Source organism: Flavobacterium salilacus subsp. salilacus (genome assembly GCF_004634195.1).
In the GTDB taxonomy this organism is placed as follows: Bacteria; Bacteroidota; Bacteroidia; order Flavobacteriales; family Flavobacteriaceae; genus Flavobacterium; species Flavobacterium salilacus.
In genome coordinates, this window is sequence record NZ_SKBP01000009.1 from 82,463 (window position 1) to 96,057 (window position 13,595).

15 protein-coding genes are annotated in these 13,595 nt (G+C 38.7%); 13 read left to right on the forward strand and 2 right to left on the reverse strand.

Annotated elements, in window-relative coordinates; translation table 11 throughout:
- Positions 1–3 precede the first annotated feature (3 nt).
- From nadC to priA, 4 genes are all read left to right on the forward strand, one after another.
- Positions 4–861: a carboxylating nicotinate-nucleotide diphosphorylase gene (gene nadC / locus E0W68_RS11130; protein ID WP_135219509.1), complete on the forward strand. Its 858-nt coding sequence runs from the start codon at positions 4–6 to the stop codon at positions 859–861.
- Positions 861–1,787: a YihY/virulence factor BrkB family protein gene (locus E0W68_RS11135; RefSeq protein WP_135219510.1), complete on the forward strand. Its 927-nt coding sequence runs from the start codon at positions 861–863 to the stop codon at positions 1,785–1,787. Before nadC ends, E0W68_RS11135 begins: the two co-directional genes overlap by 1 nt.
- A 21-nt stretch (positions 1,788–1,808) precedes the next feature.
- Complete coding sequence (locus E0W68_RS11140) at positions 1,809–2,237, forward strand: DUF2147 domain-containing protein (RefSeq protein WP_135219511.1); 429 nt, start codon at positions 1,809–1,811, stop codon at positions 2,235–2,237.
- A 105-nt stretch (positions 2,238–2,342) separates the two neighbouring features.
- Complete coding sequence (gene priA / locus E0W68_RS11145; protein ID WP_135219512.1) at positions 2,343–4,790, forward strand: replication restart helicase PriA; 2,448 nt, start codon at positions 2,343–2,345, stop codon at positions 4,788–4,790.
- Here the strand turns inward: priA and E0W68_RS11150 are convergent.
- On the reverse strand, positions 4,784–5,485 hold the full coding sequence (locus E0W68_RS11150; protein WP_135219513.1) for a LytR/AlgR family response regulator transcription factor: 702 nt from the start codon (positions 5,483–5,485) through the stop codon (positions 4,784–4,786). The two genes, priA and E0W68_RS11150, sit on opposite strands and share 7 nt — an antisense overlap.
- Positions 5,486–5,661: 176 nt before the next feature.
- On the opposite strand from E0W68_RS11150, the gene rpsF reads away from it, so the two are divergent.
- The 6 genes from rpsF to rlmH all read left to right on the forward strand — a co-directional run bounded on the left by rpsF (position 5,662) and on the right by rlmH (position 9,897).
- A complete protein-coding gene (gene rpsF, locus E0W68_RS11155; protein ID WP_135219514.1) occupies positions 5,662–6,003 on the forward strand; it encodes a 30S ribosomal protein S6 in 342 nt (113 codons plus the stop codon).
- A 2-nt stretch (positions 6,004–6,005) separates the two neighbouring features.
- The gene (rpsR, locus tag E0W68_RS11160; protein WP_020211613.1) at positions 6,006–6,302 is read left to right on the forward strand and encodes a 30S ribosomal protein S18; all 297 of its coding nucleotides are present in this window, start codon (positions 6,006–6,008) and stop codon (positions 6,300–6,302) included.
- 15 nt (positions 6,303–6,317) lie between these two features.
- Positions 6,318–6,761, forward strand: coding sequence for a 50S ribosomal protein L9 (gene rplI / locus E0W68_RS11165; protein ID WP_135219515.1), 444 nt, complete (start codon positions 6,318–6,320; stop codon positions 6,759–6,761).
- A 74-nt stretch (positions 6,762–6,835) separates the two neighbouring features.
- Positions 6,836–7,303 (forward strand): DUF6495 family protein, encoded by a 468-nt coding sequence (locus E0W68_RS11170; RefSeq protein WP_135219516.1) that lies wholly within the window; start codon positions 6,836–6,838, stop codon positions 7,301–7,303.
- A 79-nt stretch (positions 7,304–7,382) separates the two neighbouring features.
- Entirely contained in the window at positions 7,383–9,380 is a 1,998-nt protein-coding gene (gene ligA / locus E0W68_RS11175) for an NAD-dependent DNA ligase LigA (RefSeq protein ID WP_135219517.1), read from the forward strand.
- 43 nt (positions 9,381–9,423) lie between these two features.
- Positions 9,424–9,897, forward strand: coding sequence for a 23S rRNA (pseudouridine(1915)-N(3))-methyltransferase RlmH (gene rlmH, locus E0W68_RS11180; protein ID WP_135219518.1), 474 nt, complete (start codon positions 9,424–9,426; stop codon positions 9,895–9,897).
- A gap of 62 nt (positions 9,898–9,959) precedes the next feature.
- On the opposite strand, the gene folP is transcribed toward rlmH, so the two are convergent.
- Complete coding sequence (gene folP / locus E0W68_RS11185) at positions 9,960–10,784, reverse strand: dihydropteroate synthase (protein ID WP_135219519.1); 825 nt, start codon at positions 10,782–10,784, stop codon at positions 9,960–9,962.
- Positions 10,785–10,864: 80 nt separating this feature from the next.
- On the opposite strand from folP, the gene E0W68_RS11190 reads away from it, so the two are divergent.
- The 3 genes from E0W68_RS11190 to E0W68_RS11200 all read left to right on the forward strand — a co-directional run bounded on the left by E0W68_RS11190 (position 10,865) and on the right by E0W68_RS11200 (position 13,555).
- Positions 10,865–11,407, forward strand: coding sequence for a DUF1599 domain-containing protein (locus E0W68_RS11190; RefSeq protein WP_135219520.1), 543 nt, complete (start codon positions 10,865–10,867; stop codon positions 11,405–11,407).
- A 68-nt stretch (positions 11,408–11,475) separates the two neighbouring features.
- Positions 11,476–12,471, forward strand: a complete 996-nt coding sequence (locus E0W68_RS11195; protein WP_135219521.1) for a MauE/DoxX family redox-associated membrane protein — start codon at positions 11,476–11,478, stop codon at positions 12,469–12,471.
- Positions 12,472–12,478: 7 nt separating this feature from the next.
- The gene (locus E0W68_RS11200) at positions 12,479–13,555 is read left to right on the forward strand and encodes an ABC transporter permease (protein WP_135219522.1); all 1,077 of its coding nucleotides are present in this window, start codon (positions 12,479–12,481) and stop codon (positions 13,553–13,555) included.
- The last annotated feature ends 40 nt before the right edge of the window (positions 13,556–13,595 follow it).

Consider the following 13,595-nt stretch of genomic DNA (forward strand, 5'->3'; position numbering starts at 1 on the left):
TATATGATTACTGAAAAACAGTTTCAGCACGAACTTGATACAATTATTATAAATGCCGTTCGCGAAGATGTAGGCGGGGGCGACCACAGCTCGCTCGCCTGTATTCCACATGATGCCACAGGAAAAGCTAAACTTTTAGTAAAAGACGAAGGTATTTTAGCCGGAGTAGATTTCGCGAAGCAAGTATTTACTTATGTTGATCCCAACCTTTCCGTTGAGGTATTTATACAAGATGGCACATCCGTAAAATATGGCGATGTGGTATTTCATGTTTCAGGTAGTTCGCAATCCATACTAAAAGCCGAAAGACTGGTACTTAACGCTATGCAGCGTATGAGTGCTATTGCTACCAAAACTAAAAAATATGTTGATATTTTAGAAGGCACAGGCACTAAAATACTCGACACCCGCAAGACCACGCCGGGCATACGCGCGTTGGAAAAATGGGCGGTAAAAATAGGCGGTGGCGAAAATCATCGTTTTGCGCTCTATGATATGATAATGCTGAAAGATAACCATATTGATTTTGCAGGTGGCATTACCCCTGCCATACAAAAAACACGGGAGTACCTGAAAGGGAACAATCTTGACCTTAAAATTATAGTAGAAGCCCGCAGCCTTGACGAAGTACGCGAAATAATGAAAAACGAAGGCGTATATCGCATACTTCTGGATAATTTTGATTATGACCAAACGCGGGAAGCGGTAGCCCTTATTGGCAATTACTGCCTTACCGAATCGTCAGGAGGTATTAATGAAAGTAATATGCGTGGCTATGCCGAATGTGGCGTAAATTATATATCTTCGGGGGCAATAACCCATTCCATATACAATATGGATCTTAGTTTAAAAGCACTTTAATGTCGGTAGAACTGGAACATAAACTGGAACGTATTCCTGTAGTAAAACACCTTGTCAGGTTTGGCAAAAAGGTAAAGCTGCCTTGGTCAGAAGGGCTTACGCTATACCACATGGCAGAGCTATATATAACAGGTATTGTAAAAGGCGATATATCGTACAGGGCGGGAGCTATTGCATTCAGTTTCTTTATGTCGCTGTTTCCCTTTGCCCTTTTCCTGCTTAACCTTATCCCCTACATTCCTGTAAAAAACTTTCAGCAAGATTTTATGCGTTTTGTTGAGGAGAATGTCCCTCCCAATACGTATGATGCCATAGCCGATATATTGAAGGATATCACCAATACAAGTTACAACAGCCTGCTCTCTACAGGTATCCTTTTGGCAATACTACTGATGTCTAACGGTATGAATGCCATCCTTAGCGGTTTTCAGTCATCACTGCACATCACTATAAAACGCTCCTATTTCAGGCAGTATGCCGTAGCCATAGGCTTATCGCTCTTGTTTACTATACTGCTCATTATTACGGTTACGGCGATTATTACACTGGAAGTAGTTATACTCGTATTAAAATCTAATGGTTTCCTTACGGATGATGTGTATCTGCTGGAAATAGGGCGATACGTTTTCTTAATCCTAATGATGCTTACGGCAACCTCCCTGCTTTTTAAATTTGCTGCCAAAGAAACCCGGAAAGCTGCATTTTTTAGCTACGGATCTATTTTCTCTACCATATTATTTGGTATAACCTCATTCCTGTTCAGCATTTACGTAGTGCGTTTTGCACAATATAATGAGCTGTACGGCTCTATTGGCACGCTACTTGTATTAATGTTGTATATATGGATCAACTGCTTTATTCTGCTGCTTGGGTTCGAATTAAATGCGTTGATTCATAAATTAAAAAGAAAAAATTTATATATTTAACAAATAATAAAACATATCATTATGAAAAAATACTTTCTATCATTATTATTAGTTGTTACAGCAGGCATATTTTCTGCTGCTGCGCAAGGTGTAGTCGGGAAATGGAAAACTATTGATGACGAAACCGGAGAAGCCAAGTCTATAGTAGAAATATATGAAAAAGACGGCAAGATTTACGGAAAGGTAGTAGAAATACTAAACCCTGCCAAGAAAAATGCAAAATGCGACAAATGTAAAGGTGCTGATAAAGGCAAACCTATACTGGGATTGGTTATCATAAAAGGACTTGAAAAAGACGGTGATGAATATACCGATGGCGACATACTTGACCCAAACAAAGGAAAGTTGTATAGCTGTACTATAAAACTGGATGGAAAAGATAAACTGGACGTGAGAGGCTACCTTGGGTTCTCATTTATAGGCAGAAGCCAGACATGGACAAGAATATAGCAGAAACAGAGAGTAAACAAGCTGAATTTCTGTAAAAAACACTTCCATATAGGAAGTGTTTTTTTTATGCTTTTTGCAGCCTATATTTGTAACAAATACACTTGTATGTCTTTTTTTATAGAAGTTATCCTGCCGCTGGCTCTGCCAAAATCGTTTACCTATGCCGTTACCGAACCTGAATTTGATTATATACAGCCCGGCATGCGTGTGGCAGTACCCTTTGGGCGGAATAAAGTATATACGGCTATAACCATTGGGCTACACCAAAACCCTCCGCAACTTTATGAAGCTAAAGACATACACCAAATACTGGACGAAACCCCGATAGTAACTGAAACCCAGCTAAAACATTGGCACTGGATAGCAAGCTATTACATGTGTACTATTGGCGAAGTGTACCGCTCTGCAATGCCATCAGGTTATTTACTGGAAAGCGAAACCATTATCACTCCCAAAAAGGATTATAACCAAGAGGATGATTTAACAGATGATGAATACCTTATTTATGATGCACTGCGCAAACAATCATCTATAAAAATACAGGAAGTAGCAGCAATTTTAAACAAAAAAACAGTACTACCCCTTATAAATAAACTACTGGCAAAAAATGTAATAGTATTACAAGAAGAAATATCCGAAAAATATAAGCCCAAAACCATACGCTATGTTAGGCTTCGACCCAAATTTTTAGCGGAAGATAAACTAAATGAATTGATGGAAATGCTATCACGTTCGCAAAAACAACGCGAAGCAGTGCTGCATTACTTTCAACTAAACGCAGCAGAGAAAAAACCAATCACAGTAAAAAAACTTACCGAAACTTCAGGGGTATCCTCTGCTGTCATAAAAGCATTGACAGATAAAGAAATTTTTGAAGAATATACCATAGACGAAGATCGCATACAATTTACAAGCCGTGATGATGCAGGTTTTTCATTAAGCGAAAAACAAAAAGAAGCCTTTACCGAAGTAAAAACAAGTTTTGAAAACCATCAGGTAACATTGTTGCACGGCGTGACTTCGAGCGGAAAAACAGAGCTTTACATTAAGCTGATAGAAGAATACATCAATAAAGGACAACAGGTACTGTACCTACTGCCTGAAATAGCCCTTACTACTCAATTGGTAGTACGACTTACTGCCTACTTTGGCAATCAGGTAGCGGTTTTTCATTCTAAATACTCAAATAATGAGCGTATAGAAACGTGGCAACAGGTACTGCAAGGCTCAGAGAAAGCCAAGGTAATTATCGGGGCGCGGTCGGCATTATTCCTACCGTTCCAAAATCTTGGTTTGATTGTGATTGATGAAGAGCATGAACAAACTTTTAAGCAACAAGACCCTGCACCGCGCTACCATGCCCGCGATGCTGCTATAGTATTGGCAGGCTATTTTCAGGCTAAAGTACTATTAGGTTCGGCAACCCCAAGCATAGAGAGTTATTATAATGCCGTGCATCACAAATACGGATACGTACAAATGAGAGAACGTTATGGTAATGTAACGCCCCCTGAAATTGTGCTGATAGACCTGAAAGACAAGTACAAACGTAAACGCATGACAGGTCACTTTAGTGATGAACTGATCAATGCTATAGCCGAAACATTATCGTTGGGCAAGCAGGTAATATTATTCCAAAACCGCAGGGGTTTTTCGCCATGGGTAGAGTGTATGACCTGCGGACATGTACCACAATGCCCGCAATGCGACGTTAGCCTTACCTATTATAAATATAAAAATCAGTTGCGTTGCCATTATTGCGGATATAATATTGCTAACCCTACGCATTGCCATCAGTGCCATTCCGCAGATCTTTCTACTAAAGGATTTGGTACAGAGCAAATAGAAATGGAATTAAAGGAGTTATTTCCTGACAAAAATTCGGGGCGAATGGATCAGGATACTACACGAGGCAAATATGGTTATGAAAAAATTATAGATGCTTTTAAAAATAAAGAAATAGATATATTGGTGGGTACTCAAATGCTTGCCAAAGGGCTACATTTTGACAACGTGAGCCTTGTAGGCATACTAAATGCCGACAACATGCTGTATCAGCCTGATTTTCGGGCTTTTGAACGTGCTTATCAAATGATGGTACAAGTATCAGGACGCGCTGGGCGCAAGGACACAAGAGGCAAAGTACTCATACAAACGTACAACCCGTTACATAATATCATCCGGCAGGTAACTGATAATGATTATGAAGGGATGTATAAAGAACAGGTGTATGAAAGGCATAATTTTAAATACCCTCCTTTTTACAAACTGGTTCGGCTTACTCTAAAGCATAAGGATTATGAGAAGCTGAAAGATGCCGCTATTTGGCTTTACAATGTGCTATCACAAAATATGGATGTGCCTGTACTCGGACCTGAAGAGCCGGGAATAAGCAAAATACGCAATGAATACATACGTACCATAATGGTAAAAATACCTCAGGGAGCTTCACTGGCAACCAATAAAGGTATCATCAGTAAAATTACTGACAGCTTTGATGCCGTACCGCAATATCGAGCCGTAAGGATAGTAATAAATGTTGACCCTTATTGAGAGGCTTTGTTTACTGCTTTAGCAAGATCTTCCTTTTTATTACGGCTAAGCGGTATCTGGGTACTGCCTATTTCGGCAAATCGGCTGTTAAAACGTTCTACTTTATCAATATTAACAATGAATGATTTGTGAACACGCAAAAACTTGTCTTGAGGGAGTTCACCTTCAAACGATTTCATGGTAGATAGTACCAAATGAGTGCCTTCTTCCGTAATAATCTTAATATAATCGCCAAAGGCTTCAATCCACTTAATGCGACTGATGTATATTTTAAGATTTTTTAAATTACTTTTTACAAAAATAAACTCTCCCTCCTCTTCGGGTATCTCTTTTTTCATTTGGTGCAACTGCATTGCCTTTTCTACCGCTTTGTTAAAGCGGTCTTTTGTTATAGGTTTGTGTAAGTAATCTATAGCGGCATAATCAAAGGCACGTAAAGCGTAATCGGATTTGGCAGACACAAAAATAATTTGCGGTCTGGTTTTAAGCCCGTCAAGGAGATCAAAACCACTTTGTACAGGCATTTCAATATCCAAAAAGAGCAGATCGACAGTTTTGTTAAGAATACAGTTACGTGTTTCTGAAGCATTAGAGAAATCACCGACAAGATTAAGGTCGGGATGTTCATTCACCAGCTTGGCAATAGTAATTCTATGTATGGTGCTGTCGTCAACAACTACACAGTTAAGTTTCATTATTCAGGTCGGTTAGGTATAAGGTTTCAGTAAAATTATGTGTTTTTAATTGGGATGATTACAAATATAAAGAAAAAATATGCATTTTTGCAGTGTTAAAAAACCATTTTTATAACTTGCAGATTAAATAAAATTTCTTATTTTTGCACCCAATTTTATATTAAAACAATATCATTATGAACAACTATGAAACTGTTTTCATCTTGAATCCCGTTTTATCTGAAACCCAGGTAAAGGAAACAGTAAGTAAATTTGAAGATTATCTTACTTCCAAAGGAGCAGAGATTGTAGCAAAAGAAGACTGGGGGCTAAAAAAATTAGCCTACGAAATCCAGCACAAGAAAAGTGGTTTTTACCATTTATTCCAATTCAAAGCAACAGGCGAAGTACTAATCGGCTTTGAAACTGAATTTAGACGTGACGAAAGAATTATGCGTTTTTTAACGGTAGCTCTTGATAAGCACGCTGTAGCATGGGCAGAAAGAAGAAGAGAAAAACTAAAAGCTAAAGCAAACTAATTATGTCAACGATAGAACAGTCAGCTAAAGGAAAAAAAGACGGAGATATCAGATATCTTACGCCTTTAAACATAGAGACGAACAAGACTAAAAAGTATTGCCGTTTCAAAAAATCAGGTATCAAATATGTAGATTATAAAGATCCTGACTTTTTATTGAAGTTTGTTAACGAGCAAGGTAAAATACTTCCTCGTCGCCTTACCGGTACTTCTTTAAAATACCAAAGAAAAGTATCTGTAGCCGTAAAAAGAGCACGTCATTTAGCACTAATGCCATATGTGGCTGATTTATTAAAATAAAAAGGAGGCAATATTATGGAACTTATACTTAAACAAGACGTACAGAATTTAGGATTTAAAGATGATATTGTTACAGTAAAACCTGGATATGGTCGTAACTTTTTAATTCCTCAGGGATTTGCACAAATGGCAACCCCTACAGCTAAAAAAGTATTAGCTGAGAACTTAAAACAAAGAGCTTTTAAAGAGCAAAAATTAGTAGATGACGCTAAAAATATTGCTGAAGCTATAAAAGCACTTGAGATAAAAATTACCGCTAAAGCAGGTGGCGATAAACTATTTGGTTCTGTAACCAATGCAGATATTGCTGAAGTTTTAGAGAAAAACGGACAGAGCATCGACAAAAAATATATTACAAGCGGTATCGTAAAACGTACCGGTAAATATACTGCTAACATCAGGCTTCACAGAGAAGTTATTGTTGAGCTTCCATACGAAATTGTTGCTGAACAAGCATAATTTGTAAAGTTATACTAAAAGCCTTCCCTTCCGGGGAGGCTTTTTTTATTTTAAACAATATTGAAAATAGTATTATGAAATATACCCGCCTTACCAAAGAACAACTTGAAGAATTACACCCGGAGTTTACCCGTTTTCTTGCCTCGCAACAAATAGATAAAACAGAATGGGATACTGTAAAAGAAAATCAACCTGAAGTAGCCGAGCAAGTGCTGGATGTTTTTAGCGATATGGTATGGGAAGCCGTACTGGACAAAGCCGAATGGCTTGAACATTACTCTAAAAATCATATTTTTCTTTTTAAACTGCTAAAAGAAGAAATGGAAAGCATAGTAATACATGCCCATAATTCAAATATCGACTTTTTAACTCAAGAAGGCTTAATATGGCTTAACGAAAATATTTTCTCTGAAGAAGTAAAAGTTACACGAGGCAAAAAACCTTTTGGCGAAGACCGCAATACAGAGGTTTTTGAACTTATACAGCAAGGTACAATATTGACAGAAGGTACGGTTTACAAACAGTTTGAAGATATGTTTTAACAGGCGTTTCGACCTAAAAATAATCATTTTCCAATTCAGCGAAGTTTACCTAAATTAGCAAACACAAAAAATTTGGGTAATGGACATTCTTCAAAAAATAACTGCGTTGCGCGAAGAACTGCAACAGCACAACTATAACTACTATGTACTTGATGCTCCTGTAATTTCCGATTTGGAATTTGACATGAAGCTGAAAGAACTACAAGAGCTTGAAGCTAAACATCCTGAGTTTTTTGATGAAAACTCCCCTACCCAACGTGTAGGCGGAACCATAACCAAAAACTTTAACACCATACTACATGAGTACCGCATGTACTCGTTGGATAACGGCTATTCTAAAGAAGAGTTGCACGAATGGGAACAACGTGTACAAAAAGGCTTGGGCACTACTGAGGTGACCTATACCTGCGAGTTGAAATATGACGGGGCATCCATAAGCCTGACGTATGAAAATGGTAAACTCAGCAAAGCCGTTACTCGTGGCGACGGTTTTCAGGGTGATGAAATAACCAATAATGTAAAAACCATACGCTCGGTACCTTTAAAACTAAAGGGAGATTACCCCGAAAAATTCGAAATTCGTGGTGAAATTATCCTACCCCTGAAAGGTTTTGCCAAGATGAATGAAGAGCTTATCGAAATAGGCGAAACACCCTATTCCAATCCGCGAAATACTGCATCGGGCAGCTTGAAACTGCAAGACAGCGCGTTGGTAGCAAAACGCCCGCTGGATTGCTTACTCTATTCTATTATTGGCAATAACCTGCCTTTCAACTCTCAGTTTGAAGGATTAGAAAAAGCCCGCGAATGGGGTTTTAAGGTTCCGAAAGAAGCAACACTTGCCAAATCAATAGACGAAGTTTTTGCTTTTATTGACTACTGGGATATCCATCGGCACAACCTGCCTTATGAAACGGATGGCGTAGTTGTAAAAGTTAACAACCTGTACCAGCAGGAAGAATTAGGCTATACGGCAAAATCGCCTCGATGGGCAATAGCCTATAAATTTAAAGCCGAGCAGGCATCTACCCTACTGCATACTATCACCTATCAGGTGGGGCGCACGGGGGCTATTACGCCCGTTGCCAACCTTGAACCGGTGCAACTTGCCGGCACTATTGTAAAGCGTGCATCCCTACACAATGCCGACCAGATTGCAAAACTTGATGTACGCGAAGGCGATACCGTTTTTGTAGAAAAAGGCGGTGAAATAATCCCTAAGATTATACAGGTTGATTTTGAAAAACGTCATGCCGATTCTGTACCTACACAATATATAACCCATTGCCCTGAATGTGATACAGAGTTAATCCGCAAAGAGGGCGAAGCACAGCATTACTGCCCTAACTTTTATGGTTGCCCTCCACAAATTGTTGGCAGGATACAACATTATATTTCGCGAAAAGCAATGGATATTGAAGGGCTTGGTGGCGAAACGGTTACTTTGCTCTATAATTCGGGATTAATAGAAAATTATGCCGACTTATATGAATTGAAAAAAGAGCAGGTAATTCCGCTGGAACGTATGGCAGAAAAATCGGCAGAGAATCTCATCAACGGTATCGAAAAATCAAAAGAGATACCTTTCGAACGGGTGCTGTATGCATTGGGCATACGCTATGTGGGTGAAACGGTTGCGAAGAAGTTAGCAAAACATTATAAGAGCATTGATAACCTTGCCAATGCTTCATTAATAGATCTAATACTGGTAGATGAAATAGGCGAACGCATAGCCCAAAGTGTAGTTGACTTTTTCTATAACGAAAAGAACAGACTACTTATAGAACGACTAAAAGGTTATGGTATTCAACTTGAAATGCAGGAATCGGAAAATACCAGTGTAAGCGATAAACTGGCAAGTAATACCTTTGTAGTTTCAGGAGTATTTGAAAAATTCTCGCGCGATGAGCTTAAAAAAGCTATTGAGGATAATGGTGGTAAAGTAGGTAGTTCTATTTCCTCAAAAACCAACTATGTAGTTGCCGGAGCTAATATGGGACCTGCCAAGCTGGAAAAAGCCCAAAAGCTGGGCGTAGCGATAATTAGTGAAGATGATTTTATAGAGATGATTAAATAGTTGCTGAGCGGCTAAGCTGCTTAGCTTCTTAGAAGCTAAAAAAATGAACATTAAACTCCTTGCTATAGGCAAAACCGATAATAAAGCACTACAAACGCTTATAGACGATTATATGAAGCGTTTATCCTTTTACGTAAAGTTTGACCTGGAAATTATCCCTGACATTAAAAATGTAAAAAACCTCAGCGAAGCACAGCAAAAAGAAAAGGAAGGTGAATTGATTTTAAGTAAACTCTCCCCTACCGACCAATTAGTTTTATTGGATGAAAACGGAAAAAGTTTCAGTAGCGTAGGTTTTTCTGAGGAATTACAAAAGAAAATGAATTCAGGTATAAAAACACTGGTGTTTGTTATTGGTGGTCCTTATGGTTTTTCGGATGCGGTATATAGCAAAGCACAGGGTAAAATATCGCTGTCAGCAATGACATTTTCGCACCAAATGGTACGCTTATTTTTTATTGAGCAGGTATATCGGGCTTTTACGATATTGAGAAATGAGCCGTATCACCACCAATAAACAATTACAAATTAGAAATTTAGAATTAAGAATTTTTGGATGCTTATAAAGTAATTCGTAATTTATAATTCTAAATTCTTCATTATTTTAACCGTTTCCACTGCTTCTTTTACATCGTGTACGCGCAGTATATTAGCTCCTTTGGTTAATGCTACAGTATTTAGTACTGTAGTTCCGTTAAGGGCTTCCTGTGGCGTTATACCAAGTAATTTATATATCATCGACTTTCGTGATACGCCTGCCAATATGGGCAGTTCTATTATTTTAAACAGTTCCATTTTTTGTAGTACCTCATAGTTTTGCTCCAATGTTTTTGCAAAACCAAAACCGGGATCGATAATAATATCGTCAATACCACAGTTTCGTGCCGCTTCAATACGTTGCGAAAAATAAAGCAACATCTCTTTTACAATATCATCATACTGCGTGAGTTTTGTCATAGTTTGCGGTGTACCGCGCATATGCATCATAATGTAGGGTGCTTTTAACTGTCCTACGGTTTCCAGCATTTTTGTGTCAAGTAGCCCAGCCGAAATATCATTTATTATAGCTGCCCCTGCTGCTATGCAGGCTTTTGCCACATCGGCACGAAAAGTATCTATAGAAATAAGTGTATCGGGAAAATGTTTCAGTATCAATTCTACTACGGGAACTATACGCTGTAATTCTTCAGTAGTACTAACAAACTCTGCATTGGGTTTTGAAGAATAAGCCCCAATATCAATAAAATCAGCACCTTCGCTCAGCATACGCTCTGCCTGCTGTAAAAATTCATTTTCATTTTTATACCTACCACCATCGTAAAAAGAATCGGGAGTGCAGTTTAATATACCCATTATTTTGGGTTGAGAGAGGTCTGTAAGCGTGCCTTTGCAGTTAATGAGCATAACGTCTATTTTAGCATTGCCCCTTTGGGATTGGGGTGTTTTTTACTACATTTGAATTTTCATACAAAGATACTACTTAAATGAGTAATACATCCGCCGAATATGACAGTGTTATTGCTGTATGCAGGGAACTGTACACTAACAAAATGAAAGATTACGGGAGCGCATGGCGCATACTGCGACTGCCATCGCTTACCGATCAGATTTTTATAAAGGCACAACGCATTCGCAGCCTTCAGGAGAATGACGTTCGCAAGGTGGACGAAGATGAAACGGGTGAGTTTATTGGTATTATTAACTACTCGATAATGGCGCTTATTCAACTGGATAAAGGAATTGCCATTCAGCCCGACCTTGATGCAGAGGAAGCGACCAAACTGTATGATGAAAAAGTAGCTCTTACCAAAGCCCTTATGGAAGCCAAAAACCACGACTATGGCGAGGCTTGGCGCGATATGCGGGTAAGCTCGTTAACCGACCTGATTCTTCAAAAAATACTCCGCGTAAAACAAATAGAAGATAATAAAGGAAAAACATTAGTTTCCGAAGGGATAGGTGCCAACTATCAGGATATGATCAACTATGCTGTGTTTGCCTTAATCCACATGGGGTTTGCCCAATAACAACTCATTAACAAGTTAAAAGTGCGATAAGCTTTATATTTGATAAAATTTAGATTAAAACACAAGTCATGAAGAAATTTTTACCTGTAATACTACGAATCATCATAGCTTTTTTGTTTATCATTTCGGCAGTAGCCAAAATGTACCCGTCACCCTACTTTGCTATTACCACATTCGAGGTTAAGCAATTGTATGTTCTGGGCTTTTCTGAAAGTTTTGCACCTTATTTCTCAAGAACATTAATAGGGTTAGAATTGGCTTTAGGCTTGTTAATATTGCAACCCCACTTTTTAAAACGCATTGTAATTCCTGCCACGATAGTAATGCTTTTGGTATTTACTACCCACCTTACTATTGACACTATTCAAAACGGCGGAACAAGCGGTAACTGCGGTTGTTTTGGCAGCCTGTTACCCATGACCCCCATTGAAGCTATTATAAAAAATGTAGTAGCAATAGTGCTTTTAATTTTCCTGTCAAGATTATTAAAACACTATCGTGACAGAAGCAACTTTTGGATACTTACAACAGTTATTTTTGCTGCTGTATTAAGTGTGTTTATGCTTGCCCCTATACGTCCGCAAAGTACAGCTACAAGTAATATTCCACAAGAAGCATTGGATACAGAAGTAGCTGTTGCCACAGGCGATGCCCCTGCTCCTGTAAAATCGGCTTACTCGCAATATTTCCCTAACATTGATAAAGGCAAAAAAATAATGGCACTTTTTGCTCCGGGATGTGAGCATTGCCGAGATACTGCTAAACAATTGACCGAGCTAAAAAGTAAAGACCCGAACTTTCCTGAAATCCGTATTATTTTTATGGATGAAGAAGCCGAACTTATCCCTGAGTTTTTTGAATATGCAGGTGCAGAATACCCGTATAAGGTAGTGGATGTACTTGGTTTCTGGAAAATATTAGGCGATACCAAAGATACTCCCGGAGTAGTTTACTTATGGAATGGTAATATTATTAAAGATTGGGACGGCATCAACGAAAAACATTTTGTTGCCGAAGAACTGGTCGAGCTTTTAGATAAGCCTTATTCTGAAATAAGTAAATAACATCCATTTGCTAAAGTACCTTTTATACAAAACAGGATATGCACTGCTCACGCTTTTTGGAGTAGTAACCGTTATATTCTTTTTGTTCACGGTACTGCCCGGCGACCCGGCGCGAATGATGCTCGACCAAAATGAAAACAGCGAGCAGCTTGCCATCATCAAAAAAAAATATGGGTTTGATAAACCTGTAAGTACACAATACCTGTATTACCTGAATGACTTATCGCCTGTTTCCTTTCACAGCACCAATCAGGAAGATTATACTTATTTATCCGAAGGGAAATACAGCGCGATAAAACTATTTAGTATTGGCGGTACAACTACTGTTTTAAAAGCTCCATACCTGCGCGAAAGTTTCCAGAAAAGTGGCAAAGCGGTAACACAGGTAATTGGCGATACGTTGCCCAATACTATAGTACTGGCATTTAGTGCTATTATAATTGCTATCATCATCGGGATATTTTTAGGTATTGTATCGGCTATTAATAAAGATACTGTGCTGGACAGGATGATTGCACTTATAAGTACGCTGGGCATGAGCCTCCCCTCCTTTTTCGCCGCCATACTGTTTGCATGGGTGTTTGGCTTTTTACTGCACCAATATACAAACTTGAACATGACGGGCAGCCTGTATGAAGTAGATGATTTTGGCGAGGGCATATACATACAATGGAAAAACCTGATACTACCCGCTATAGTTTTGGGCATACGTCCGCTTGGTGTGGTGATACAGCTTATGCGAAATTCATTGCTGGAAGTTATGGGGCAAGATTATATTCGCACTGCAAGAGCTAAAGGGCTCAGCGAAATTCGCATCATCAGGAAACATGCACTTAAAAATGCGCTTAATCCTGTGGTTACTGCCATATCGGGCTGGTTTGCCTCTATGCTGGCAGGGGCTGTTTTTGTAGAATATATTTTCGGTTGGAACGGTCTGGGCAAAGAAATAGTGGAAGCGCTTAACACACTCGACCTGCCTGTTATAATGGGTGCCGTATTGGTAATTGCCACCACGTTTGTAATCATAAACATTCTGGTAGATATTATTTATGCGTATCTTGATCCTAAAATCCGACTGGAATAATTTTACAAAACTATAACGCTCCATATTACATTAGTGTGTA

What these genes read in the sequence shown, in the direction of transcription:
- nadC (WP_135219509.1), top strand. Translation starts at nt 4, where the DNA reads ATGATTACTGAAAAACAGTTTCAGCACGAACTTGATACAATTATTATA.
- E0W68_RS11135 (WP_135219510.1), top strand. Translation starts at nt 861, where the DNA reads ATGTCGGTAGAACTGGAACATAAACTGGAACGTATTCCTGTAGTAAAA.
- E0W68_RS11140 (WP_135219511.1), top strand. Translation starts at nt 1,809, where the DNA reads ATGAAAAAATACTTTCTATCATTATTATTAGTTGTTACAGCAGGCATA.
- priA (WP_135219512.1), top strand. Translation starts at nt 2,343, where the DNA reads ATGTCTTTTTTTATAGAAGTTATCCTGCCGCTGGCTCTGCCAAAATCG.
- E0W68_RS11150 (WP_135219513.1), bottom strand. Translation starts at nt 5,485, where the DNA reads ATGAAACTTAACTGTGTAGTTGTTGACGACAGCACCATACATAGAATT.
- rpsF (WP_135219514.1), top strand. Translation starts at nt 5,662, where the DNA reads ATGAACAACTATGAAACTGTTTTCATCTTGAATCCCGTTTTATCTGAA.
- rpsR (WP_020211613.1), top strand. Translation starts at nt 6,006, where the DNA reads ATGTCAACGATAGAACAGTCAGCTAAAGGAAAAAAAGACGGAGATATC.
- rplI (WP_135219515.1), top strand. Translation starts at nt 6,318, where the DNA reads ATGGAACTTATACTTAAACAAGACGTACAGAATTTAGGATTTAAAGAT.
- E0W68_RS11170 (WP_135219516.1), top strand. Translation starts at nt 6,836, where the DNA reads ATGAAATATACCCGCCTTACCAAAGAACAACTTGAAGAATTACACCCG.
- ligA (WP_135219517.1), top strand. Translation starts at nt 7,383, where the DNA reads ATGGACATTCTTCAAAAAATAACTGCGTTGCGCGAAGAACTGCAACAG.
- rlmH (WP_135219518.1), top strand. Translation starts at nt 9,424, where the DNA reads ATGAACATTAAACTCCTTGCTATAGGCAAAACCGATAATAAAGCACTA.
- folP (WP_135219519.1), bottom strand. Translation starts at nt 10,784, where the DNA reads ATGCTCATTAACTGCAAAGGCACGCTTACAGACCTCTCTCAACCCAAA.
- E0W68_RS11190 (WP_135219520.1), top strand. Translation starts at nt 10,865, where the DNA reads ATGAGTAATACATCCGCCGAATATGACAGTGTTATTGCTGTATGCAGG.
- E0W68_RS11195 (WP_135219521.1), top strand. Translation starts at nt 11,476, where the DNA reads ATGAAGAAATTTTTACCTGTAATACTACGAATCATCATAGCTTTTTTG.